General features: G+C 72.1%; 24 protein-coding genes and 1 tRNA gene. 15 read left to right on the forward strand and 10 right to left on the reverse strand.

The features are described from left to right. The first annotated feature begins 127 nt into the window (after positions 1-127). The 5 genes from B079_RS0108365 to B079_RS0108385 all read left to right on the forward strand — a co-directional run bounded on the left by B079_RS0108365 (position 128) and on the right by B079_RS0108385 (position 4,270). Positions 128-586: a peroxiredoxin gene (locus B079_RS0108365; protein WP_018545329.1), complete on the forward strand. Its 459-nt coding sequence runs from the start codon at positions 128-130 to the stop codon at positions 584-586. 154 nt (positions 587-740) lie between these two features. Continuing rightward, complete coding sequence (locus tag B079_RS0108370; RefSeq protein WP_018545330.1) at positions 741-1,316, forward strand: TerD family protein; 576 nt, start codon at positions 741-743, stop codon at positions 1,314-1,316. Positions 1,317-1,428: 112 nt separating this feature from the next. Further along, on the forward strand, positions 1,429-2,007 hold the full coding sequence (locus B079_RS0108375) for a TerD family protein (protein ID WP_018545331.1): 579 nt from the start codon (positions 1,429-1,431) through the stop codon (positions 2,005-2,007). 177 nt (positions 2,008-2,184) lie between these two features. Next, positions 2,185-3,333, forward strand: a complete 1,149-nt coding sequence (locus B079_RS0108380; RefSeq protein WP_018545332.1) for a DUF475 domain-containing protein — start codon at positions 2,185-2,187, stop codon at positions 3,331-3,333. A 199-nt stretch (positions 3,334-3,532) separates the two neighbouring features. Then, positions 3,533-4,270, forward strand: a complete 738-nt coding sequence (locus B079_RS0108385; RefSeq protein ID WP_018545333.1) for a TerD family protein — start codon at positions 3,533-3,535, stop codon at positions 4,268-4,270. A gap of 19 nt (positions 4,271-4,289) precedes the next feature. On the opposite strand, the gene B079_RS0108390 is transcribed toward B079_RS0108385, so the two are convergent. Then, positions 4,290-5,171, reverse strand: coding sequence for a TerD family protein (locus B079_RS0108390; protein WP_018545334.1), 882 nt, complete (start codon positions 5,169-5,171; stop codon positions 4,290-4,292). Positions 5,172-5,346: 175 nt separating this feature from the next. Here B079_RS0108390 and B079_RS0108395 point away from each other — a divergent pair, with 175 nt between their 5' ends. The 3 genes from B079_RS0108395 (at position 5,347) to B079_RS31550 (ending at position 9,969) form a co-directional block, all read left to right on the forward strand. Next, the gene (locus B079_RS0108395) at positions 5,347-6,513 is read left to right on the forward strand and encodes an HpcH/HpaI aldolase/citrate lyase family protein (RefSeq protein ID WP_018545335.1); all 1,167 of its coding nucleotides are present in this window, start codon (positions 5,347-5,349) and stop codon (positions 6,511-6,513) included. A 64-nt stretch (positions 6,514-6,577) separates the two neighbouring features. Next, positions 6,578-9,082: a phosphoribosyltransferase gene (locus B079_RS0108400; RefSeq protein ID WP_018545336.1), complete on the forward strand. Its 2,505-nt coding sequence runs from the start codon at positions 6,578-6,580 to the stop codon at positions 9,080-9,082. Continuing rightward, entirely contained in the window at positions 9,082-9,969 is an 888-nt protein-coding gene (locus B079_RS31550; protein ID WP_018545337.1) for a hypothetical protein, read from the forward strand. Before B079_RS0108400 ends, B079_RS31550 begins: the two co-directional genes overlap by 1 nt. 86 nt (positions 9,970-10,055) lie before the next feature. Here the strand turns inward: B079_RS31550 and B079_RS0108410 are convergent, their stop codons facing one another. The 3 genes from B079_RS0108410 to B079_RS0108420 all read right to left on the reverse strand — a co-directional run bounded on the left by B079_RS0108410 (position 10,056) and on the right by B079_RS0108420 (position 12,408). After that, positions 10,056-10,271, reverse strand: a complete 216-nt coding sequence (locus B079_RS0108410; RefSeq protein ID WP_018545338.1) for an FmdB family zinc ribbon protein — start codon at positions 10,269-10,271, stop codon at positions 10,056-10,058. 38 nt (positions 10,272-10,309) lie between these two features. Further along, complete coding sequence (locus B079_RS0108415) at positions 10,310-10,930, reverse strand: DUF4383 domain-containing protein (RefSeq protein WP_018545339.1); 621 nt, start codon at positions 10,928-10,930, stop codon at positions 10,310-10,312. Between the two features lie 83 nt (positions 10,931-11,013). Beyond that, a complete protein-coding gene (locus B079_RS0108420; RefSeq protein WP_018545340.1) occupies positions 11,014-12,408 on the reverse strand; it encodes a hypothetical protein in 1,395 nt (464 codons plus the stop codon). Between the two features lie 181 nt (positions 12,409-12,589). Between B079_RS0108420 and B079_RS0108425 the strand changes: the two genes are divergently transcribed. From B079_RS0108425 to B079_RS0108435, 3 genes are all read left to right on the forward strand, one after another. Further along, a tRNA-Val gene (locus B079_RS0108425) sits at positions 12,590-12,661 on the forward strand. A gap of 344 nt (positions 12,662-13,005) precedes the next feature. Continuing rightward, positions 13,006-13,506 (forward strand): DUF6232 family protein, encoded by a 501-nt coding sequence (locus B079_RS0108430; RefSeq protein ID WP_106432280.1) that lies wholly within the window; start codon positions 13,006-13,008, stop codon positions 13,504-13,506. Next, positions 13,503-13,838 (forward strand): hypothetical protein, encoded by a 336-nt coding sequence (locus tag B079_RS0108435; protein WP_018545342.1) that lies wholly within the window; start codon positions 13,503-13,505, stop codon positions 13,836-13,838. The genes B079_RS0108430 and B079_RS0108435 overlap by 4 nt, the downstream gene beginning before the upstream one ends. A gap of 30 nt (positions 13,839-13,868) precedes the next feature. On the opposite strand, the gene B079_RS0108440 is transcribed toward B079_RS0108435, so the two are convergent. From B079_RS0108440 to B079_RS0108450, 3 genes are all read right to left on the reverse strand, one after another. Continuing rightward, positions 13,869-14,531 carry an HAD family hydrolase gene (locus B079_RS0108440; protein ID WP_018545343.1) on the reverse strand — a complete coding sequence of 221 codons (663 nt, stop codon included), beginning with the start codon at positions 14,529-14,531 and terminating at the stop codon, positions 13,869-13,871. 64 nt (positions 14,532-14,595) lie between these two features. Further along, positions 14,596-14,931: a hypothetical protein gene (locus B079_RS0108445; RefSeq protein WP_018545344.1), complete on the reverse strand. Its 336-nt coding sequence runs from the start codon at positions 14,929-14,931 to the stop codon at positions 14,596-14,598. Positions 14,932-15,067: 136 nt separating this feature from the next. Further along, positions 15,068-15,973: a ketopantoate reductase family protein gene (locus B079_RS0108450; RefSeq protein WP_018545345.1), complete on the reverse strand. Its 906-nt coding sequence runs from the start codon at positions 15,971-15,973 to the stop codon at positions 15,068-15,070. Between the two features lie 131 nt (positions 15,974-16,104). On the opposite strand from B079_RS0108450, the gene B079_RS0108455 reads away from it, so the two are divergent. After that, positions 16,105-16,338 (forward strand): DUF2277 domain-containing protein, encoded by a 234-nt coding sequence (locus B079_RS0108455; protein WP_018545346.1) that lies wholly within the window; start codon positions 16,105-16,107, stop codon positions 16,336-16,338. A 62-nt stretch (positions 16,339-16,400) separates the two neighbouring features. Here B079_RS0108455 and B079_RS0108460 read toward each other — a convergent pair whose 3' ends face one another. Next, a complete protein-coding gene (locus tag B079_RS0108460; protein WP_018545347.1) occupies positions 16,401-17,018 on the reverse strand; it encodes a DedA family protein in 618 nt (205 codons plus the stop codon). Positions 17,019-17,331: 313 nt separating this feature from the next. Here B079_RS0108460 and B079_RS0108465 point away from each other — a divergent pair, with 313 nt between their 5' ends. Further along, the gene (locus tag B079_RS0108465) at positions 17,332-17,865 is read left to right on the forward strand and encodes a hypothetical protein (protein ID WP_026248479.1); all 534 of its coding nucleotides are present in this window, start codon (positions 17,332-17,334) and stop codon (positions 17,863-17,865) included. Positions 17,866-18,043: 178 nt separating this feature from the next. On the opposite strand, the gene B079_RS0108470 is transcribed toward B079_RS0108465, so the two are convergent. Together B079_RS0108470 and B079_RS0108475 are read right to left on the reverse strand one after the other, a co-directional pair. Then, entirely contained in the window at positions 18,044-18,502 is a 459-nt protein-coding gene (locus B079_RS0108470; RefSeq protein ID WP_018545349.1) for a DoxX family protein, read from the reverse strand. Between the two features lie 321 nt (positions 18,503-18,823). After that, positions 18,824-19,468, reverse strand: a complete 645-nt coding sequence (locus B079_RS0108475; protein ID WP_018545350.1) for an HNH endonuclease family protein — start codon at positions 19,466-19,468, stop codon at positions 18,824-18,826. A gap of 764 nt (positions 19,469-20,232) precedes the next feature. Between B079_RS0108475 and B079_RS31555 the strand changes: the two genes are divergently transcribed. Together B079_RS31555 and B079_RS0108490 are read left to right on the forward strand one after the other, a co-directional pair. Next, positions 20,233-20,814: a TMEM165/GDT1 family protein gene (locus B079_RS31555; RefSeq protein ID WP_018545351.1), complete on the forward strand. Its 582-nt coding sequence runs from the start codon at positions 20,233-20,235 to the stop codon at positions 20,812-20,814. 923 nt (positions 20,815-21,737) lie between these two features. Then, a complete protein-coding gene (locus B079_RS0108490; protein WP_018545352.1) occupies positions 21,738-22,406 on the forward strand; it encodes an HAD-IA family hydrolase in 669 nt (222 codons plus the stop codon). Positions 22,407-22,442 lie beyond the last annotated feature (36 nt).

The following is a 22,442-nucleotide window of genomic DNA, read 5'->3' on the forward strand; positions in this document are numbered from 1 at the left end:
GCCCTGGGCTCCGGGCGGGCCGGGCACACCCCCGTCCCGCCCCCGGGCCCGAGGTGTGCGCTGCGTAGGGTGGGCGGGAGCGGACTCCCGCCCACCCCCGTCAGCCCACCGAAGGGATGCAAGCACGATGGCGATCCAGGCCGGCGACAAGGCGCCCGACTTCGAGCTCAAGGACAACCACGGCCGCACCGTGCGGCTCTCGGACCTCCGCGGCGAGAAGAACGTGGTCCTGCTCTTCTACCCCTTCGCCTTCACCGGCGTGTGCACCGGCGAGCTGTGCGAGCTGCGTGACCACCTGCCGCAGTTCGAGGACCGCGACACCCAGCTCCTCGCCGTCTCCAACGACTCCATCCACACCCTGCGCGTCTTCGCCGAGCAGGAGGGCCTGGAGTACCCGCTGCTGAGCGACTTCTGGCCGCACGGCAACGTCTCCCGCGCCTATGGCGCCTTCGACGAGGACAAGGGCTGCGCCGTCCGGGGCACCTTCGTCATCGACAAGGAGGGCGTCGTGCGCTGGACCGTCGTCAACGGCCTGCCCGACGCCCGTGACCTCAACGACTACGTGAAGGCGCTCGACGCGCTGTGAGCCGGTCCGGGGCGGACGCCCCCGGGCCCCGACACCTGTGATCCTTCGGGTCCAGGGTCTGCGAGGGGCGGGAACCCGTCACTAGGATCGGCTCGTTGATCCCGTATCCGAAGTACGACGGGGCTTCCCGCCCCCGACACCACATGGAGGACCCGTGGGAGTCAGCCTCAGCAAGGGCGGCAACGTATCGCTGACGAAGGAGGCCCCGGGCCTGACCGCCGTCATTGTCGGCCTGGGGTGGGACGTGCGCACCACGACCGGCACCGATTTCGACCTCGACGCCAGCGCACTGCTGCTGAACAACGCGGGCAAGGTCGGCAGCGACCAGAACTTCGTCTTCTTCAACAACCTCAAGAGCCCGGACGGCTCGGTCGAGCACACCGGCGACAACCTCACCGGTGAGGGCGAGGGCGACGACGAGCAGATCAAGGTCAACCTCGCGGAGGTGCCCGCCGACATCGACAAGATCGTGTTCCCGGTGTCGATCTACGACGCCGACAACCGCCAGCAGTCCTTCGGCCAGGTCCGCAACGCCTTCATCCGCGTGGTGAACCAGGCGGGCGGCCAGGAGCTGGCGCGCTACGACCTCAGCGAGGACGCGTCCACCGAGACCGCCATGGTCTTCGGCGAGCTGTACCGCAACGGCCCGGAGTGGAAGTTCCGCGCCATCGGGCAGGGCTATGCCTCGGGACTGCGCGGCATCGCCCAGGACTTCGGCGTCAACGTCTGACGCCGTCGGTTTCACCGTCCGGGCGCCGCACCGTTCAGGTGCGGCGCCCGGGGGTATCCCCTCCGGGGGGCGCAGGAGACAGAGAGAAGCACCACAGGGGAGGACCAGCAGCATGGGTGTCACGCTCGCCAAGGGAGGCAATGTCTCCCTCTCCAAGGCCGCGCCGAATCTCACCAACGTCATGATCGGGCTCGGCTGGGACGCGCGGTCCACCACCGGCGCCCCCTTCGACCTCGACGCCAGCGCCCTGCTGTGCGGCGCCGGGAACCGGGTCATGGGCGACGAGTGGTTCGTTTTTTACAACCAGCTGACCAGCCCGGACGGCTCGGTCGAGCACACCGGCGACAATCTCACCGGTGAGGGCGAGGGCGACGACGAATCGATTCTGGTCGACCTCTCCCGGGTTCCTGACCAGTGCGAAAAGATCATCTTCCCCGTCTCGATCCACATGGCGGACGAGCGCGGCCAGTCCTTCGGCCAGGTGTCCAACGCGTTCATCCGCGTGGTCAACCGCGCCGACGACCAGGAACTCGCCCGCTACGACCTGAGCGAGGACGCCTCCACCGAAACCGCGATGATCTTCGGGGAGCTGTACCGGTATCAGGGCGAATGGAAGTTCCGGGCGGTGGGGCAGGGGTATGCGTCGGGTCTGCGTGGCATCGCGCTGGACTTCGGGGTCAACGTTTCGTAAAGCCGGGCCATACGTCCAGGAACAGCGTGTTTTCCCGGAGGACGCCCCTTCTGGTCCGTCCGGAGGGAGACGTTCTACACTTCGTGGTCAACGTTTCGCAAAGCCGGGTACGGCAGGGGGAGATCATCCTCCGGGCAATCGCCCGGAGGCGTCCTCCATACACGATGGGGTTAGCCAGTGCTTCTGAAAACCTTCGGCTGGTCGTTCGCGGTGACCGCGCTCGGCCTGGTCGCTGCGGTCTTCTACGGGGGGTGGAAGGCCTTCGGCATCGTGGCGATCCTCTCCATCCTGGAGATCTCGCTGTCGTTCGACAACGCGGTGGTCAACGCCGGAATCCTGAAGAAGATGAACGCCTTCTGGCAGAAGATCTTCCTCACGATCGGCGTGCTCATCGCGGTATTCGGCATGCGGCTGGTCTTCCCCGTCGTGATCGTCGCGGTCAGCGCCAAGATGGGTCCGATCGAGGCCGTCAATCTCGCGCTCAACAACAAGGACCGCTACCAGGAACTCGTCACCGACGCCCACCCGGCGATCGCCGCCTTCGGTGGCATGTTCCTGTTGATGATCTTCCTCGACTTCATCTTCGAGGACCGGGACATCCAGTGGCTGCGCTGGATCGAGCGGCCGCTGGCCAAGCTCGGCAAGGTCGACATGCTGTCGGTCTGCATCTCCCTGATCGTCCTGCTGATCACCTCCTTCACCTTCGCCACCCACGCCCACCAGCACGGCGGCGCCCACGCCGACAAGGCACAGACGGTCCTGATCGCGGGCATCGCGGGTCTGATCACGTACATGGTCGTCGGCGGCCTCTCCGGCTACTTCGAGGACAAGCTGGAGGCCGAGGAGGAGCGTGAGCACGAGGCCGAGGAAGCCGCGGCCCGCACCGGCAAGCCACGCTCGGCGGTGCAGCTCGCCGGACAGGCCGCGTTCTTCATGTTCCTCTACCTGGAGGTCCTGGACGCGTCCTTCTCCTTCGACGGCGTGATCGGCGCCTTCGCCATCACCAACGACATCGTCCTGATGGCGCTCGGCCTCGGCATCGGCGCGATGTACGTCCGTTCGCTGACGGTCTACCTGGTCCGCCAGGGCACCCTCGACGACTACGTCTACCTGGAGCACGGCGCCCACTACGCGATCGGCGCCCTCGCGGTGATCCTCATGGTCACCATCCGGTACGAGATCAACGAGGTCGTCACCGGTCTCGTCGGCGTCGTCCTGATCGCCTGGTCCTTCTGGTCCTCGGTCCGCCGCAACCGCGCCCTGGCGGCCGAGGGCGGCGGCGACGCGGGCTCGGCGGCGAAGACGGAGATCTCCTCAGGGGTGTGACTCCCGCCGTGCGAGGAGTGTGAGACCTCGTGCCCGGCGCGTGCCCCCTCGTGCGCCCCTTAAGGGCAAGATCGGGGGCGGGGCGGGGTGTGGTGCCCCGTGCCGGAAGGGAACGCTTCGAACGGGGCGGCCGACGTGGTCGGCCGCCCTGACGGCTTCTCCACCACGAGCACCACGAGCACGAGCACCGGGGGCGGGAATGGGATTCTTCGACGGACTGCTGGGCGGACGCGGCACCGACTTCGACTCGGGCAGCCCCGCGAGCAACGCGATCGAACTGACCAAGCGGCACCAGCAGGTGTCCCTCACCAAACAGGACGCGGCCACCGGCCACCTCCGGGTCAATCTGACCTGGCAGATGCGGACCTCCGACATCGCGGGCATCCAGCGCGAGAGCCTTTTCCGGCACCCCTTCAAGGCGCTCAAGCCACCGGAAGTCATGGGTCACGGCCAGAGCATGGTCAACGTCGACCTGGACCTCGGCTGCCTCTACGAGCTGACGGACGGCACCAAGGGCGTCGTCCAGCCCCTCGGCGGCTACCTCGGCGACGTGAACGCCCCGCCGTACGTCAAGCTCAGCGGCGACGACCGCTTCGGCTCGGCGTCCGGCGAGACGATGTACGTCAACCTCGACCACCGCGACGCCATCAAACGGCTCCTGGTCTTCGTCTACATCTACGACCAGACCCCGGCCTTCGACCGCACCCAGGCCAGGGTCACCCTCTATCCGAGCAACGGCCCCCGCATCGAGATCGCCCTGGACGAACGCCACCCCCAGGCCCGCTCCTGCGCGGTGGTGCTCATAGAGAACGTCAAGGGGGAACTGCTGGTGCGCCGCGAGGTCAAGTTCGTCTACGGCTTCCAGGGCGAGTTGGACCGGCTCTACGGCTGGGGGCTCAGCTGGGGCCGGGGCTACAAGTCGAAGGCGGACCGCTAGCGGGGGCCCGGGCGCCGCCTCAGCGGCCCAGGAACTGCGGGCCCTGCGGCGGCAGCCGGAAGTCCGGGTCCAGAGCCGCCGCCGGAAGGGGCTGCGGCTGCGGATAGCCGTAGGCGGGCTGCTGCCGGGTCGCCGGGGGCTGCTGGGCCGTGGCCTGCTGCGGACCGGCCGGCTGCGGGTAGCCGTACGCGGGCTGCGCGGCGGTGGCGGGCTGGGGATAGCCGTAGGCCGAGCGCAGCGCCGAGGTCGTCTGCGGATAGCCGTAGGCGGGCGGCGCCTGCGGCGGGACCGGCGGCGGCTGCTCGGGCGGCAGGGGCAGCGACAGGGACTCGGAGCGCGGCGGCTCCTCCACCGCCTCCGACTCGTCCACCGAGATGCCGAAGTCGGTGGCGAGCCCCTTCAGCCCGTTCGAATAGCCCTCGCCCAGCGCGCGGAACTTCCAGGAGTCCCCCCGCCGGTACAGCTCACCGCAGATCAGCGCCGTCTCCGCACCCGTCTCCGGGGTGACCTCGAAACGGGCCAGCGGCTCGGCGTCCGGCGTCGCCGCGTCGTACACCAGGACGCACAGCGCGGGCACGCGGTCGAAGGTCTCGCCGTCCGCCGAGGCGACCAGCAGAACCCGGCTGACGCCCGGCTCCAGTGCGGTCAGGTCCGCCTGCACGGTGTCGGCCAGGCCCTCGGCGACCCGCTTCTTGCCCAGGCGCCACACGGCGTCCGAGGGGTGCCGGGGCTGGTTGTAGAACACGAAGTCCTCGTCGGAGCGCACACGGCCGTCGGAACCCAGCAGCAGCGCCGAGGCGTCCACGTCCGGCACGCCCTGCCCGGGCGTCCAGCGCAGCACGGCGCGCACCGTGGTGGCCTCCAGCGGGATGTTCGACCCCTTCAGCATCGCGTGCGTCATGCGGTCATCCTGCCTTCTCGGTCCTGGGCACGACAATGCGGGGGTGCCCGGCGTCGCCACGCCTCGGTTACCGGAAATTCATGCCCTCCGGGAACCCCTGACATGGATCCCTACGTACTATTACCGGCCACCCTTTGCCGAAATCACCGGCCCGCGTACGCCTTGAGGGAGTCCTATGCGTCATTTCGGGCACATCGCCCCCGAGGTGCGGGAGCGTCTGTTCCACCAGGAGCCGTGCGAGTTCACCGCCGACTCCCCGGCCCGGCTGCTGTCCGCCGCCCTCGGCGCCACGCTCTACAGCCCGGCCACCCGGCCGTGCCTCGCGGACGACGTCCTCAAGCAGGGCCGGGCCGGCGTGGTCTCCATGGTGCTGTGCCTGGAGGACTCCATCGACGACGCGGACGTACCGGCCGGTGAGGACAACCTCGTGCGGCAGTTCGCCGAGCTGGACGCGCGCGCGGGCCAGGAGCCGCCGCTGCTGTTCATCCGGGTGCGCACCCCCGACCAGATCCCCGACCTGGTCCGGCGCCTGGGCCCCACCGCCCGGCTGCTCTCCGGGTTCGTGCTGCCCAAGTTCACCGGGGAGCGCGGGATGCCCTTCCTCGAGGCGCTGAGCGCGGCCGAGAAGGAGAGCGGCAGACGGCTGTTCGCCATGCCCGTCCTGGAGTCGACCGAGCTGCTCTACCGCGAGTCGCGCGTGGAGACCCTGGACGGCATCCTGCGCGCGGTCGGCAAGTACCGCGAGCGGGTGCTCGCCCTGCGCCTCGGCGTCACCGACTTCTGCTCCTCCTACGGCCTGCGCCGCGCCCCCGACATGACCGCCTACGACGTCCAGATCGTCGCCTCCGTGATCGCCGATGTGGTCAACGTGCTGGGCCGGGCCGACGGCACCGGATTCACCGTGACCGGGCCGGTCTGGGAGTACTTCCGCGTCCCCGAGCGGGTCTTCAAGCCGCAGCTGCGGCAGAGCCCCTTCCTTGAGGTGCGGGCCGTCGGACTGCGCGAGAAGCTGATCGAACACGCCATGGACGGCCTCCTGCGGGAGATCTCCCTCGACCAGGCCAACGGCCTGCTCGGCAAGACCTGCATCCACCCCTCCCATGTCATGCCCGTCCACGCGCTGTCCGTGGTCAGTCACGAAGAGTTCAGCGACGCCCAGGACATCCTGCGGCCGGAACGCGGCGGTGGGGGTGTGCTGCGGTCGGCCTACACGAACAAGATGAACGAAGTGAAGCCCCACCGCGCCTGGGCCGAGCGCACCCTGCTGCGCGCCGAGGTCTTCGGCGTGGCCGGCGAGGACGTCGGCTTCGTCGAACTGCTCGCCGCCGGGATAACCGGCTGACCCCCGCCCCTGCCCCCCGCCGGGACGCCCCGGCCGACCTCCCCCCACCACCTCCAAGGAACGCATGAACAACGCAGTGAACGACGGCGTCTGGTCCGGCAGCTGGGTCGCCGAGCGGCTCGGTGTCGAGCTGGAGGGCGACGACGAACTGCCCGCCCTCCTCGGGCTCGCGCTGCGCCGCAACCCCAAGCGGGCCCATCTGCTGGTCTCGCACGTCCTCGGCAAGCACGTGCCCCAGTCGCCCACCGTCGTCTACGGCCACGGCTTCCGGCTCGGCCGCCGGGTGCGCGCGCTGCTCGGCGACACCGGGGCCGCCGAGGCCGTCGTCCTGGGCTACGCGGAGACCGCCACCGGACTCGGGCACGCCGTCGCCGACGGCCTGGGCCTCGCCCCGTATCTGCACTCCACCCGCCGCCCGGTGGCCGGGGTGGACCGCGCGGGCGGCTTCGAGGAGTCCCACTCGCACGCCACCTCCCATCTGCTGCTCCCGGCCGACCCCGCGCTGCTCGCGGGCGACGGCCCGCTGGTGCTGGTCGACGACGAGTTCTCCACCGGCAACACGATCCTCAACACCATCCGCGACCTGCACGCACGCCACCCCCGGCGGCGGTACGTGGTGGTCGCCCTGGTCGACATGCGCTCCCCGGAGGACGCCGGGCGCCTGGCGCGGTTCGCCGCGGGGATCGGCGCCCGCGTGGACCTGGTGGCGGGCGCGTCGGGGACCGTACGGCTGCCGGAGGGCGTGCTGGAGAAGGGGCGGGAGCTGGTCGCCCGCCACGCGAGCGCCGTACCCGGCCCGGCCGCCCCGGCGGACGGCGCGGACGCGACGCCGTACGGCCGCACCCCCCGCGTCGACCTGCACTGGCCGCGCGGGCTGCCCGACGGCGGGCGGCACGGGTTCACCCCGGCCCACCGCGCCCGGCTGGAGGCCGCGCTGCCCGCGATGGCCGCCCGGGCCGCCGAGGCGCTGCCCGAGGGCGCCCGGCGGGTGCTGGTGCTCGGCTTCGAGGAGCTGATGTACGCCCCGCTGCGCATAGCCCGCGAGCTGGAGCAGCTGGTCCCCGCCGAGGTGCGCTTCTCGACCACCACCCGCTCCCCGGTGCTCGCCGTGGACGACCCGGGCTACGCGATACGCAGCAGCCTGGTCTTCCCCGACCACGACGACCCGGCCGACGGCCCCGGCGAGCGGTACGCGTACAACGTCGCGGGCGGCGGCTTCGACACCGTCCTCGCCGTGGTCGACTCCGCCGCCGACACCCCCCGGCTGCACGCCCCCGGCGGCCTCCTGGACCGCCTCGCGGCCCATGTCCCGAACGTCCTGTTCGCGGTCGTGCCGTCCTATGTCCCCGAGCCCGTTGCCACTCCCGAAAGGCCGCCCATGCTGCCCGAGCCCCTTCGCGGCCCCGCCTTCTCCTCGTACGCCCCCGACGAGGTCGGCTGGCTGCTCCAGGACCTCTCGGGCGTCACCCTGGAGGCGCCGACCGAGGAGCGCGAGGAGGCCGTGCAGAGCGGCGGCGCGCACTACGCGGAGTCGCTGCCGGTGGAGTACCAGCCCAGCGAGCGTTACCAGGAGCTGTTCCACGCCGCCCTGGATGCCTCGGCCGCCCGGATCGCCCAGGCCGTCGGCGTGGTCACGGAGACGGTCCTCACCGAGGTCGCCGCCCGGCCGCGCCCCGGCGCCGAGGACGGGACGCCCCGCCCGGTGCTGGTCTCCCTCGCCCGCGCGGGCACCCCGGTCGGCGTGCTGATGCGCCGCTGGGCCCAGCACCGCCACGGCCGCCAGCTGCCGCACTACGCCGTCTCGATCGTGCGCGGCCGGGGCATCGACGCCAACGCGCTGCGCTGGCTGGCCGCCCACCACGACCCGCGCGACGTCGTCTTCGTCGACGGCTGGACGGGCAAGGGCGCCATCACCCGCGAACTCGCCGCCGCCATCGAGGAGTTCGAGCGCGAGGAGGGCATCACCGGCTTCGTCCCGGAGATCGCCGTCCTGGCCGACCCGGGCTCCTGCGTGCGCACCTACGGCACCCGCGAGGACTTCCTCATACCCTCCGCGTGCCTCAACTCGACGGTTTCCGGCCTGATTTCGCGCACCGTGCTGCGCGCCGACCTGGTCGGACCGCACGACTTCCACGGCGCGAAGTTCTACCGCGAACTCGCGGGCGCCGACGTCTCGGTGGCCTTCCTGGACGCCGTCGCCGACCGCTTCCCCGAGGTGGAGGAGAGCGTGGACGTGGCCGTCAAGGAACTGCTCGCCGGGGACCGCGCCCCGACCTGGGAGGGCTGGCGGGCCGTGGAGCGGATCAGCGAGGAGTACGGCATCCACGACGTGAACCTGGTCAAGCCGGGCGTCGGCGAGACCACCCGGGTGCTGCTGCGCCGGGTGCCCTGGAAGATCCTCGCCAAGGCGGGCGCGGGAGCCGACCTCGACCACGTCCGGCTGCTCGCCGAACAGCGCGGGGTGCCGGTGGAGGAGGTCGACGACCTGCCGTACAGCTGCGTCGGGCTGATCCACCCGCGCTACACGCGCGGTGCGACGGGCGCCGACGGCCGGGCGGTGAGCGTCTGATGACGGTCATGGTGGCGAGCGACCTCGACCGCACGCTGATCTACTCCGCGGCGGCCCTCGGGCTGACCATGCCGGATACCCGGGCTCCCCGGCTGCTGTGTGTGGAGGTCCACGAGAGCAGACCGCTGTCCTTCATGACCGAGACGGCGGCCGGACTGCTGACCGCGCTCGGGGACGCGACGGTGTTCGTGCCGACGACGACCCGCAGCCGCAAGCAGTACCAGCGGATCAACCTGCCCGGGCCCGCCCCGGCGTACGCGATCTGCGCCAACGGCGGCCATCTGCTGGTCGACGGCGTCACGGACCAGGACTGGCACGCCCAGGTGCAGGCGCGGCTCGCCGCCGCGTGCGCGCCGCTGGCGGAGATCCAGGACCACCTCGCCGCGATCGGCGATCCGCTGTGGGTGCGCAAGCAGCGCGTCGCCGAGGACCTGTTCGCCTATCTGGTCGTGGAGCGCGAGCTGACGCCCGACAGCTGGGTGACCGAGCTGACCGGCTGGGCGGCGGAGCGCGGCTGGACGGTCTCGCTCCAGGGCCGCAAGCTCTACGCCGTCCCCGGACCGCTCACCAAGAGCGCGGCCGTGCGGGAGGTCGCCCGGCGCACCGGCGCGGAGCTGACGCTCGCGGCCGGTGACTCGCTGCTCGACGCCGACCTGCTGCTCGCCGCCGACCGCGCGTGGCGGCCGGGGCACGGGGAGCTGGCCGAGGCGGGATGGACGGCGCCGCATGTGGACGCGCTGGCGGATCGGGGGGTGCTGGCGGGGGAGCGGATTCTGCGCGAGTTCCTGGGCGCGGCGGGGAGCGGGGCGGCGGGGAGTGGGGCGGCGGTTCCGGCCCCGGCTTCCGCACGCACGTCGGCCCCTGCTTCGGCTGAGGTGCGTCCGTAGGGGCCGGGGGCGCGTCGGGTGACGGCGGCGGTGTGCGGTGCCGACGGGTGTCGGGCAGCGGTGGCGGTGTGCGGCGGCGGCTTGGATCAGCCGCAGCAGCCCCCGCCGCAGCAGCCGCCGCCTCCGCCCGACGGGCTCGGCGCGGGGGCGGCGGAGGTGCCGCCGACCGCGACCGCGGAGAGCAGCTTCACCGTGTCGTCGTGGCCCGAGGGGCAGGCGGCGGGGGCGGCGGACTCGGCCATGGGGCGGCTCAGTTCGAAGGTGTCGCCGCAGGTCCGGCAGCGGTACTCGTAGCGAGGCATGGGGACAGGTTAGCCGCCGGAGCGGGCGGCGGGGCGGCTCACTCGGAGGTCGTGTCCGGGCGGGCGTTCCCCTTCGTGTCCGTCCCCTTCCCGCGCGTCTCCTGACCCGTGAGGGCGGGCCGGTCCGCGCCGGTGAGCGCGGGCTGCGCGTCCGGGTGGTCGGGGTGCCGGGCACGCCAGTAGGGGTTGTCGTGCGGGAGGACCGAGCCGACCCGGCCGTACATCCCGAAGGTCATCAGCAGCAGGCCGACCACGAAGGTGAAGTACACGTTCTGGATCTTGAACGCCAGGATGTTGCTGTCCGTGCCCAGCAGGCCCAGGTTGATGAAGCCGTTCAGGATGAACAGCACGCCGAAGACCATGTTCAGCGTGGAGGCGAAGTTGCCGCCGATCACCATGCCCGCGAGCAGGATCAGCCCGACGACGATCGAGAGCACGCTCAGCGCGCCGTTGGTGTTGAGGCCCGCCACCGTGTCGCTGCCGGTGTTGAAGGGGCCGATGTGGTCGACCACTCCGAGGATGCCGAAGATCAGCAGGAAGAGCCCGATCAGCCCGGCGCCGATCCGGTAGACCGTGTTCAGCTTGTGGTCGACGGGCAGATGCTCGTCGAAGGGGATGCGGCTGCGGCGGTGTCTGGTGCGCTCTGCGTGTGTGGCCATGTCCGCCTCCCTCAGGGCATCGGGGCAGGCCATACGGTTCATCCCAATATCCGCCCGCTGGGCCGGTGGCGGCAACACAGGGCTCACTGCCCGGAGCCGCGCTCCTCGCGGATCCGGGAGACCACCCGGGACGCCGTCTCGCGTACGGCCTCCGTCTCGGTCAGGAAATGCCAGTAGTCGGGGTGACGGCCGCTGTCGAGCGTGGCGATCGCCCGGTCGAGACGGGCCACCGCGTCGTCCAGCGGCCGGGCGTGCCGGGGCTCGGGCGCCGTACGGCCGGTCATGGCGAGCCGCTGGGCGTCGCGGAGCGCGAACCTGGCCCGCTCGATCTCGGCGCGGGGGTCCTTCTGGACGGCGTTGAGCCGGTTCAGCCGGTCCCCGGCGGCCGAGACGGCCTCGTCGGTGGTGTTCAGCAGGGCGCGCACGGTCGAGAGCAGCGAGGTGGCGTCCGCCCAGCGCTGGGCCTCCCGCGCGGAACGCGCCTCGGCGAGCTTGCGCTCGGCCTGCCGTACGTTCTCCCCGGCCTGCTCGGGCACCTGCTGGAGGTCCTGCCAGCAGGCGGCGGTGAAGCGCCGGCGCAGCTCGCTCAGGATCGGCTCGACCTGTCCGGCGCGGGTGGTGAGCGCCTGGGCGCGGGTGCCGAGGCTGACCAGTCGCCGGTCGATCTCGGCGGCCTTCTCCGGCAGCCGCTCGGCCTCGGCCCGGATCGCCGCGGCCTCCCGCCGTACCCGCTCGGCGCGCTCCAGGGTGGCGGCCACGCCGTGCTGTCCGGCGCCCTGGTTGAGCTTGGTCAGCTCGGGGGAGAGCGTGGCCAGCCGCGCCGCGAGGTCGTCGGCCCGCAGCCGCTTGTCCCGTACGGCGTCCAGCGCGTTGCTCGCCCCCAGCAGCTCCTGCCGGGCCCGTTCCACGGCCGGGGCGAGCCGCGCGAGCTGCGTCTCCGCCTTGCCGAGCAGCGGCCCGAGCGACGTGCCGAAGCGGTCCAGCTCCTGCTTGACCCGCACCAGCTCGTCCTTGGCGGCGGTCAGCTCGGTCCGCGCCCGCGCCGCGACGGCGGCCTCCAGATCGTCCCGGTCCAGGTCCTGCGCGTCCACGGCCTCGATGTACCGGTGGCTGGCCTCGTCGATCCGGCGCCCGAGCGCGGCGAAGCCGTCGACGGCGCTGCGTGCGGCGGGGGAGTCGTCGACGGCGCCGATCGTCTCGATGGCGATCAGCAGGTCCCGCTGGGCGGTGTCCAGGGCGTAGAACGCCTCCGCCGCCGCGTCCTTGGCGGCCTGCGCCTCGGCCCGCTGACTCTCGGCCCGGCCGCCGAACCAGCGACGGGTACCGCCTCCGGCGAAGGCGGCGGGCAGCGCGAGGACGGCGAGCAGGGGGAGGCTCACGAGGAGGGCGGTGTCGCGCAGGGCGCGGGGCCGATGCGGGGACCGTGCGGCCGTCGGCCGGTACGGCTGCGAACCTGACGTGCCCGGTGTCCCCGTCACATGCCTCTCCCGTGCTGTCCTGCGGCGCCCTGGGTGGAGCCATTCTCCCACCCGTCGAAGACGAACACACGGCCCGGTCAGTTGCCTCCACCCGGCCCCCCGCCTCGGATTACGGGTTTGCGGTCACCTGGCGCAGTCAAGGTAAGCTGTCGCTCGACCCGGCCGCGTGCCCGGTCGCCACGGGTGCGTAGCTCAGGGGTAGAGCGCCTGCCTTACAAGCAGGATGTCGGCGGTTCGAAACCGTCCGCGCCCACACACAGCGGAGGCCCCTCACTACATCAGTGAGGGGCCTCTCGTCTTGTACTTCAGCAGGTATGTAGATCGTTCAGGCGATCTTCGGGGGTGGTCCCGAGGGCGGCCGGTTTACGGCCGGAGCCGGACGGCGGGGACCGAGCGGTGCGCCTAGGGCGTGTTCTTCCGGCTTGCCTCGCAGGTGGGGGCCGTGCGGCGGGGCGCGGTGAGCCGGGGCCGCCGCGCGAACACCCGCCAGGCCGGGGCGGATCGGTGCGAAGCGGAGGGACGGAATCCCGTCATATCCCGGCATGCACCTCGCTACTCTTCGTTCCCCATGCTCCCGGTAGGTGACAGGAGGGTCCTGTGGCGGCCCAAGTAACAATCAACGAAGGTGTGTTGTGGGTGGGGGGCGAGGCGTACCCGCTCAGCAACATCTCGCACGTCGGCCAGCGGCGCCTGGCCGTCGACCAGGGCGCCGCGTGGAAGAAGTTCATCCTCCGGACCATCGCCTGGCTGATCGTGGGCGGCATCTTCGCCTCGGTGGTCGGCACCTTCGGCACGATCGTCCTCCTCGCGGTGGAGGCGCTTCTCGTCTGGAAGCTGGTCTCCGCGCTGCAGAAGCCCCCGGTGTACGGCCTGATCCTCAACACCTCCGGCACGCAGCGCGCGGCCATCTGGTCCACGCGGCAGGAGGAGATCCAGCAGCTGATCCACGAGATCACCAGGGCGATCGGCAACCCCGACATCGCGCAGGTGATCGTCAACGTGGAGCACGCGGTGCAGGGCGACCTCATCCAGCAGTACGGCTCGGGCAGCATCGGCAAGGCCGAGCACAGCGGCAGCGGGAGCATCCAGGGATCATGAGCGGCGACCACATCCAGCAGTACGGCTCCGGCAGCATCGGCAAGGCCGAACACACCGGCTCCGGGGACATCGTGGCGGGCGGCAAGACGGTCGGCGCGACCACCGGGGGACCTGAGGTGACGGCCCTCCTGGAGGCGATCGAGGGGCTGCGCCCGCACCTGGACGCGAGCGACCGGGCGGAGGTGGACGCGGCGGCCGGCTCGATCGCCGAGGAGACCTCCCCGGAACGCCTGCGGGGCCTGGTACGGCGCATCTCCGGCATCGCGGCGCTGGTCGGCGAGGTGGGCGTACCGGTGATCGCGGCGGCGAGGGCGCTGCTGGCGGCGGCCTGAGGGGGGCCGGGGGCGGGATGCCCGCGCTCGTCAGCGGTGGTTCTCGTTGAAGTGGGCGATCAGCGGGGAGAGTTCGAGGAGGCTTTCGATGTGGAAGGTCGGGAGGCGGTCGGACTTCTTCTCGCGGGGGTGCAGGGCCGCCCAGGGGCCTCGGTGCAGGAGGGCCGTGTGGAGACCGGCGTCGTGGGCGGGGCGGATGTCGTTGTCGAGGCGGTCGCCCACGTACAGCATCTCGTGGGGCTCGGCGGGGACGAGTGAGACGAGGCGGGCGAAGAAGGCGGGGTCCGGCTTGGCCGTGCCCCAGTCCTCGGAGAGGCCGATCAGGTCCACGTCGCTCGCGAACAGCTCGCGCAGACACCGGCCCGCCCGGGCGTTCTGGTTCGCCGCGATGCCGAGCCAGAGGCCGTCGGCGCGCAGCGTGGCCAGGGTGTCCCGGACGTCCGGGTAGAGGTCCGCCTCCGTGACGGTCTGCGGCAGCCCCGCCTCCTCCCGCTCCTCCCGCGCCGCGCTCAGGTCGAACCCCGGGCGGAACGCGTCGAACACCTCGCGCCAGTCGCCGCCCCGGGCCACCACCGCCCCGAACACCGCGCTGAACGTGTGCCGGGGCACGCCCAGCCAGTCCGCCCAGGCGCCCCACTCGGCGGTCTCGTCCACGAGGCACTCGCCCACGTCGAAGATCACAGCGCGCATCATGAGGGCAGCGTATCCAGCGCGCCCGGCGTGCGGTGTCGTGCGGCGAGGCGGAGCCGCCCGCCCCTCAGGCAGGCGGTTCCCCTTCCGCGTGCTTCAGCTTCGAGCGCGCGTCCACCCGGTCCGCCGCCGTTATCTCGGACCAGAAGCGGTGGCCGCTGACGAAGACCGCGAGTTCGTGTTCGCGGCGGCGGAGCTTTTCCACTTCCGCCTGTTCGTCAGGGGTCCAGCCGGGGGAGGCCGGGCGCTCGATCTTGCGCCAGCCGAGGTCGTCGCTGAAGCCGTCCAACGGCTCCACCGACCAGGGGAGCCGCTTGAGCAGGGCCGACAGCTCGGCCCGGACCTGGTGCAGCTCCGCCTGCCCGGCGAGGAGGTCACTGGGGAATTCGGGGGTCGTAGCCACGCGCCAATGGTACGCCTGTTCGAATCCATGGGACGCGTTCGTAGGGGCGGTTCAGTCGAACGAGTGTTCTTTGAGGGGCCGGGTTGACGGCCCACGCCCCCCCGCTCAGTGCCCCCGAAGACCCCGCTCCCTCGGCTCAGTACCCGGCCGCCCGCAACTCCTCCACCAGCCGCGCGGCCACCGGCACCGCCACTCCCCGCGCCTCCGCCGCCCGCAGCAACGCCCCGCCGATCGCGTCCAGCTCCAGCGCCCGCCCGGCCTCCGCGTCCCGCTGCATCGAGGACTTCGTACCGGGCAGGAAGGAGCCGTACCGCGCGAGCAGCCGCGCCGCGTCCGTCGGGGCGCCATGCGCCCGGCCGACGGCCGCCGTCTCCGCCACCAGCGCCTCCAGCTCCGTACGGTGGCGGTCGAGCACCACGTCCAGCGGGGCGGCGTACCGCGTGGTGAGCAGGGCGAACGGGGCGAGGAAGGCCAGCTTCGTCCAGAGCGTCGCCGTCGCGTCGTCGGTCACCCGGGTCGTCACGCCCGAGGCGGTGAGCGCGGCGGCGAGGGCGTCGAGACGGCGCCGGGGCGCCGTCGCGCTCGCGAGGTCCACCTCCACGAACGGGCTGCCCTGCTCGATGACCACCGGGTCTGCGGAGACGCGCGTCGACTCCACCCGGATCGCGGCCGGGGCCACCTGGCCGGAGCCGTAGCGGGCGCGCAGGGCCGCCGGGTGCTCGACGCCGTTCAGGAACGGTACGAGGAGGGTGTCGCCCAGCGCCTTCGCCGGGACGCGGGACAGCGCGGACTCCAGGCCCGTCTGCTTGACGGCGATCAGACAGGCGTCGACCGGCTCGCGCAGCTCGGTGTCCGCCTCCACGGACGCGGTGAACTCCCCGAACTGGCGGCTGCGGACCTGGATTCCGTCCGTGCGCAGCGACTCCGCGGTGCTCTCGCGCGCCAGGCAGATCACGCGGTGTCCGGAACGGGAGAGCAGCGCGGCGAGCAGTCCGCCGACTCCGCCGGGGCCGAGGACGGCAACGGTGGGCTTGATCGTCATGAGGTTGACTCCTTCAGGGGTCGGCCCCGGGTATCGGTGGCCGCCGTGGACTGATCATGGCATGGGGTGGCTGGAGCGGGGGAGTACCCGTTCACACGGCGAACCCCGCCTCCTCGCGCCACACTTGACCCATGTGCCGGAGCATCAAAACCCTGCGCCCGCCCGTCCTGCCCGGCGAGGCCACCGAGGACGACATCCACGCCGCCGCCCTGCAGTACGTACGCAAGATCTCAGGCTTCCGCGCCCCCGCCGCCCACAACCGCGAGGCATTCGACCAAGCGGTCACCGCCGTCGCCTCAGCAACGGCCGACCTACTGGCCGCCCTGGAGGTACGGGGCCAGAAGAAACCGACGGCGACTGGCTGAATGCCGGGACCGGCCGTGCCCGAGACGGGCTCAGCTCTGCCCGCGAGCCACGCCGCGCGCCCTCACCCCTCCGTCGGGCGCCGTCGCATCAGGTAGGCCGCTCCCGAACCCGCCGCGCACAGGGCCGCCACCGATACTCCCGTTGCCAGCCAGGTCGCGCCCAGCCAGCGGGCGCCGTAGTAGCCGAGGGCGACGCTGTAGGCGGCCCAGGACAGGCCCGCGAGGGCGGACCAGGGGAGGAAGTCGCGGGCGCGGCGGTGGGCGGCGCCCGCGCAGAAGGAGACGACCGAGCGGCCCGCCGGGGCGAACCGGGCCAGTACCACCAGCGCGCCGCCGCCCCGCGCCAGCGCCTCACCGAGACGTTCCTGCGCGCTGGTCAGCCGCCGGGAGCGGGCGATGGCGCGGTCCAGACGTGCGCCGCCGCGCCAGGCCAGGCGGTACGCGACCAGGTCGCCCACGACCGAGGCGACGGCGGCGCAGATGATCAGTACGACGGTGTCGGGCACGTCGTGCGGCACGGCCCCCGCCGCAGCGCCCGTACCGGCTGCCGCCGCTGTGGCCGCCGTGATGACGAGCACGCCGCTCGGCAGCACGGGCACGAAGACGTCGAGCAACACCGACACCGCCACCACGGCGTAGACCCACGGCCCACCCGCCAGTGCCCCCACGCTTTCCAGCACCACGACTCCTCGCTCCCCCGACGACAGCCATACAGCGTACGCCGGACGGAGTGACGGATGGTTCACAAGAGGATCAAGGGAACGACACGACATGCTCACGGTGACGCTCCGCTGGGTTTACCGGGGCGGGGAGCAGGGGCGCGCACCGATGTGACTGTCGCACCGCACGGGCGTCGCGCGCCCGCCCCCCCCCCGTCACCCGCCCGGCGCGCCCCACCCGGCGCCCCCGCGTTCCGTGTCGTAGGAACGGGGAGGGGACTTCGCGCGGCTGTGGGGTCGTGGCGGTGACGGTCCGGAAGGTGTGGTGAGAGGGATGCTCGCAGGGCTCTGTGCGGGGGCCGTTGCCGTGGTCGTGCTGGCGGCGACGCCCGCCGTCGCCGACGGGTACACCGTCGACGCGGAGGGCCGGTTCGCCCCGCCGGCCGCCTTCGTGCCGTCGGCGGCGGTGACGTACGACCAGACGCTCGTCCCCGCCGCCGGGACGATCCGGGTACGGCAGCTGACCGGCCCTGGCGCGGCCACGACCGTCGAGCTGACGGTGGGCGGGCTGCGGCCCGGGCACACCTACGGCGCGTACGTCCACCAGCGCGCCTGCGGTTCCACCGGGGCCGACGCGGGGGACCGGTACCGCAACGACGCGGACGCCGGGCCTACCGCCGCCAACGAGGTCCGCCTCGGCTTCAACACCGACTCGGGGGGCGCGGGCACGGCGAGCGTCCGGCACCCCTGGGGCTTCCGGCGCGGCGAGGCCGCCTCCGTCGTGATCCAGGACCGCCCCGGCACGGTGGGCGCCCGCCGCGTCGCCTGCTTCACGGTGCCGTTCGGCTGGGTCACCGGGATGTCCTGACATGGTCCTCGGGCCGCCCGCCGAGATACGCCTCGGTGAGCACGTACGGCGTCCCGGCCAGCCGGAACCGGACACTGCCGTCGGCGGACGGTACTGCGCGGGCCACCCACCAGGCGACGCGCGCGTGCCCCGGCGGGGTCAACTCCCCGCCGGGGCACGCGCGTTCAGGGGCGGGGCGTCACGCCGCCACCGGTGCCTCCTCCACCGCCGGTTCCGCCGTCGCCGTCGCCGTACGGCGCGGGAGCAGGGACTCCGCGGCGAAGGCGCCCGAGCCGGTGAAGACCAGGAGGAAGAAGGCCCAGCAGAAGAGGACGGAGAGTTCGCCGCCGTTCTGGAGGGGCCAGAAGGCGTTCTGCTGGTGGACGTCGAAGTAGGCGTACGCCATCGAGCCGGAGGCGATCAGCGCGGCGCCCCGGGTGCCGAGGCCGAGCAGGACGAGCGCGCCCGCGACGAGCTGGATCACCGCCGCGTACCAGCCGGGCCAGCTGCCGGCCGGGACCGTCCCGCCGTGGGTGCCGACGGCGCCGCCGAGCACGCCGAAGAGCGAGGCCGCGCCGTGCACGGCGAACAGCAGGCCGACGACGATGCGGAAGAGCCCGAGGGCGTAGGGCTGGGCGGCGTTGAGCCGAGCGGACATGGGGGGTCTCCTCTTCGGTTTACGGCGCGCCCGCGCGTCCGGCGACGCTGCCGGACGGGGGCCGCCGGGCCGTTGGTGGGGGCGGCGGGTACCGAACGAGGGGAAAGGTTAGGTGAACCTAATTTGTGCTTGCAAGTTCAATATCAGGCCATGGTCGCGTTTCGTCATGCGCCTGACACAAGAGGCGGGGGGTGCGGGGTGGGTGTGGGTGCATCTGGGCGGGAATGGCGACGGCCCGCCTTCGCGGGCAGGCCGTCGGTGTGTCCTGATTCCGTTGTCCGGCCGTGCCGGTGTCCGCTCGCGTGCCGGTGTCCGCTCGGGTCAGCAGCCCGAGAGGTAGCTCGTCAGCGCGCTCTTCTCCGCGGAGTCGACGGACAGGTTGTAGTAGTACTTCACCTGCACCCAGGCGCGGGCGTAGGTGCAGCGGTACGACGTCAGGGACGGCATCCAGGTCGCCGGGTCCTGGTCGCCCTTGGACTGGTTGACGTTGTCGGTGACCGCGAGGAGCTGCGGGCGGGTGACGTCGTTGGCGAACGCCTGGCGCTGCGCGGTCGTCCACTGGCTCGCGCCCGAGTCCCACGCCTCGGCGAGCGGCACCAGGTGGTCGATGTCCACGTCCGAGGCCGCGCTCCAGGTCGCGCCGTCGTACGGCGAGTACCAGCTGCCGCTGGTGGCGACGCAGGCGGAGTCGGTCGTCACGTTCGTACCGTCCCGCTTGAGGATGTACTCGCGGGTGTTGCACGTGCCGCTGATGGTGATCCAGGTCGGGAAGAGGTCCCGCTTGTAGCCGGTGCGGTTCTCGGTGGCCACGGTCAGCTGGGAGAGGTAGCTGCGGGCGGTGGCGCCGCTGACCGGCGTCGGCAGGGCGGCGGAGGCGGTGGGGGAGTTGAACAGCGCGGCGGAGGCGATCAGGCCGGTGGCGGCGGCGAGCGTGGCCAGCCGTCGACGCGCGTAGAACCGAGGCATACGGGGCATACGGAACATCTGAACTCCCTTGTGGGGTGAGGGTTTTGGGGGTCCGGACCGGGGTGTGACGGACGTGCGCGAGGGAATGCTCGCGGTGCGGTGTTGCTGTGGGGTGAGCGCTCGGTTAGAAGTTAGTGACGTGCTCATGACAGGACAAGGTTGTGGGCGGAATTTTCACGGGGTCTGGCGGGGGTGGGGGGTGTTTTTGGGGGTGGGTGCGTGGTTTGTGCCCGGGGGTGATTGGCGTCCTGTGCTTGGGGTGTTGAGTGGGGGCCGGTGTTCAGGTGGTGCGTGTGGCGGCCGGTGTTCGGGTGTGCGTGGTGGCGTGCCTGGGTGAGTGGCGGTCTGTGCGCGGGCGGTGAGTGGCAGCCGGTGCTGGGGGGAGTGGCGGTCTGCGTCCGGGTGTGAGGGGCGGCCGGTGCCTGGCCGTGGGCGGGCGTGTACCTAGCCCTGAGTGGGCGTGCTGTGCCCGGGTGGGAGTGATCCAGCGCACCAGCTCGCCCGGCTCACGACCCGGAGGGCGACGTCCCGTACGATGGGAGGCGCAGAAGGGGAGTAGCTCTTCGCCGGACCGTCGACATACTGCTCAGCGAGCCTGAGCCGGCGCCCGGAGGCGGTGTCCCATGGGGACCGCCAGCGAGACCTTCGGCAAGCAGTGCACGCCCGTGCCCAGTGGCATGGGTGTCCGAGTGCGCTGCCGTGCCGAGGTCTCCCTTGTGAGGTGCAGCCATCTCGGCGGGGCAGCCCCGACCGATTGAGGAACCTTGATCAGCATCACCGTGACGGCGCTCGTCTTCGGCGTCATCTTCCTCGCCGAACTGCCCGACAAGACCGCGCTCGCCGGTCTCGTCCTCGGTGCCCGCTACCGCGCCTCGTACGTCTTCGTCGGCGTCGCCGCCGCCTTCACCCTGCATGTCGTCCTGGCCGTCGCGGCCGGCAGCGTGCTGACCCTGCTGCCGCAGCAGATCGTCCACGCCCTCACCGGCGTCCTCTTCCTCGGCGGGGCCGCCGTACTGCTGCTGAAGAAGGACGAGGGCGAGGAGGAGATCAAGAAGCCCGCCGACCAGTCCTTCTGGAAGGTCGCGGGCACCGGCTTCACCCTCATCCTCGTCGCCGAGTTCGGCGACCTCACCCAGATCATGACGGCGAACCTCGCCGCGCGATACGACGACCCGCTCTCGGTGGGCCTGGGCGCGGTGCTGGGTCTGTGGGCGGTGGCCGGTCTCGGCATCGTGGGGGGCAAGGCGCTGATGAAGCGGGTGCCGCTGCGGCTGATCACGCAGATCGCCGCGCTGTTGATGGTGGGGCTGGGGGTCTGGAGCCTTTACGAGGCTGTGGCGGGCTAGGGCTTGCTGGGGGGCGAGTGCCGTCGGGGCGTTGGGCCGGGCAGGTCCAGGGGGGTGTGGAGTGGTTGCCCGGGGGTTCCTGTGGGCGGGGGCCGCGTCCGCCGGGGGCCGGGGGCGACATCGAGTGCCGAGTGCCTTCGGGGCGCCGGGCTGAGTCGGATCCGGGGCGTCCGGAGCGATCGTCCCGGGAGTTCCTGCGCGTGGGCCGTGGGGTTCTGGCAGGCGACCCGCTGAGTCTCTGAGGGCGGGAGAGCCGCGCCTGCCGGGGCAGAGGTGAGGTCGCATGCCGAGTGTCTTCGGAGTGCCGGGGCGGGTCAGGCCGGGGGTGTCCGAAGCGGTCGACTGAAGAGTTCCTGTGGAGCGGGGCTGCGTCCGCCGGGGATTGGGGAGGTCGGGCCGAGTGCCTTCGGGGGTGTCGGCGGAGTCGGGCTGTGGGGTGTCCGGAGCGGTCGTTTCGGGAGTTCCTGCAGGTGGGCCTGTGTCAGGCGAGCAGGGAGCTGAGCTTCTGTGGGGCGCGGGCCGCGTGCTTGTGGGGGCGATGGAGCGCGCGCCAGTCCCCTGGTGCGGGATAGCCGTACGGCTCCCGGGCTCTCGCGGGGCGGCTGCTCGCGCTCCCGGCGTCTCGCGTGGGCGGCTTCTCAAGCTCCTGGGGGTCTGCGCGACACGTGTTTCAGGCCCGTGGGCGGCGCGCTGGCCCAGGCGGGGCACCGCACCGCGCTGAGGCCAGCCGGGCCGCCGAGTCCGCTCCCCCTGGACGAACGCGCGGTGAACGCTTCCCCGGTGCGCTGGCGGGATGCGGGCGCAGTTTTGTACCGTGGAGGAACAAAGTGGCTCCCGCCCGCTACCCCTGACCGGTGGGCGGGGCCGCCTTGTCCCTCTCAGGCCCCCTCCGACCGGGGGCCTCGCGTCTTCTGGAGCTGCCGATGCCGGTCACCGCCACGCCCGTCGTCCTGAACGCCCGCGCCCTCCTGCTCGACATGGACGGCACCCTCGTCAACTCCGACGCCGTGGTCGAGCGCATCTGGCGCCGCTGGGCCGCGGAGCACGGGCTGGACGGCGACGAGACGATGAAGGTCGTCCACGGCAGGCAGGGCCACGCCTCCATGGCACTGCTCCTGCCCGACCGCCCCCACGAGGAGAACCTCGCGGACAACGCCCGCATGCTCGCCGAGGAGACCGCCGACATGAACGGCGTCATCGAGGTCCCCGGCGCCGCCACCTTCCTCGCCGCGCTACGGGGGTTGCCGCACGCCCTGGTGACCTCCGCCGACGTCCCCCTCTCCACCGCCCGCATGGCCGCCGCCGGCCTCCCCCTCCCCGACCTCCGCATCACCGCGGAGTCCGTCGGCGCCAGCAAGCCGGACCCGGAGGGCTTCCTCAAGGCCGCCGCCGCCCTGGGCATCGACCCGTCCGACTGCGTCGTCTTCGAGGACTCGGGCGCGGGCATCGCGGCCGGTCGCGCCGCCGGGATGCGCGTGGTGGGCATCGGCGAGCGCGCCGGACAGCACGGCCCGGACGTGACGGTCCCCGACCTCACCCGAGTGAAGATCGCCGCGTCGACGGACGGCGGGATCCAGCTGACGGTGGGCTGACGACGGGAACCTTCGCGGAACCTGACACGCGGTGGC

The organism is Streptomyces sp. LaPpAH-108 (assembly GCF_000373625.1).
In the GTDB taxonomy this organism is placed as follows: Bacteria; Actinomycetota; Actinomycetes; order Streptomycetales; family Streptomycetaceae; genus Streptomyces.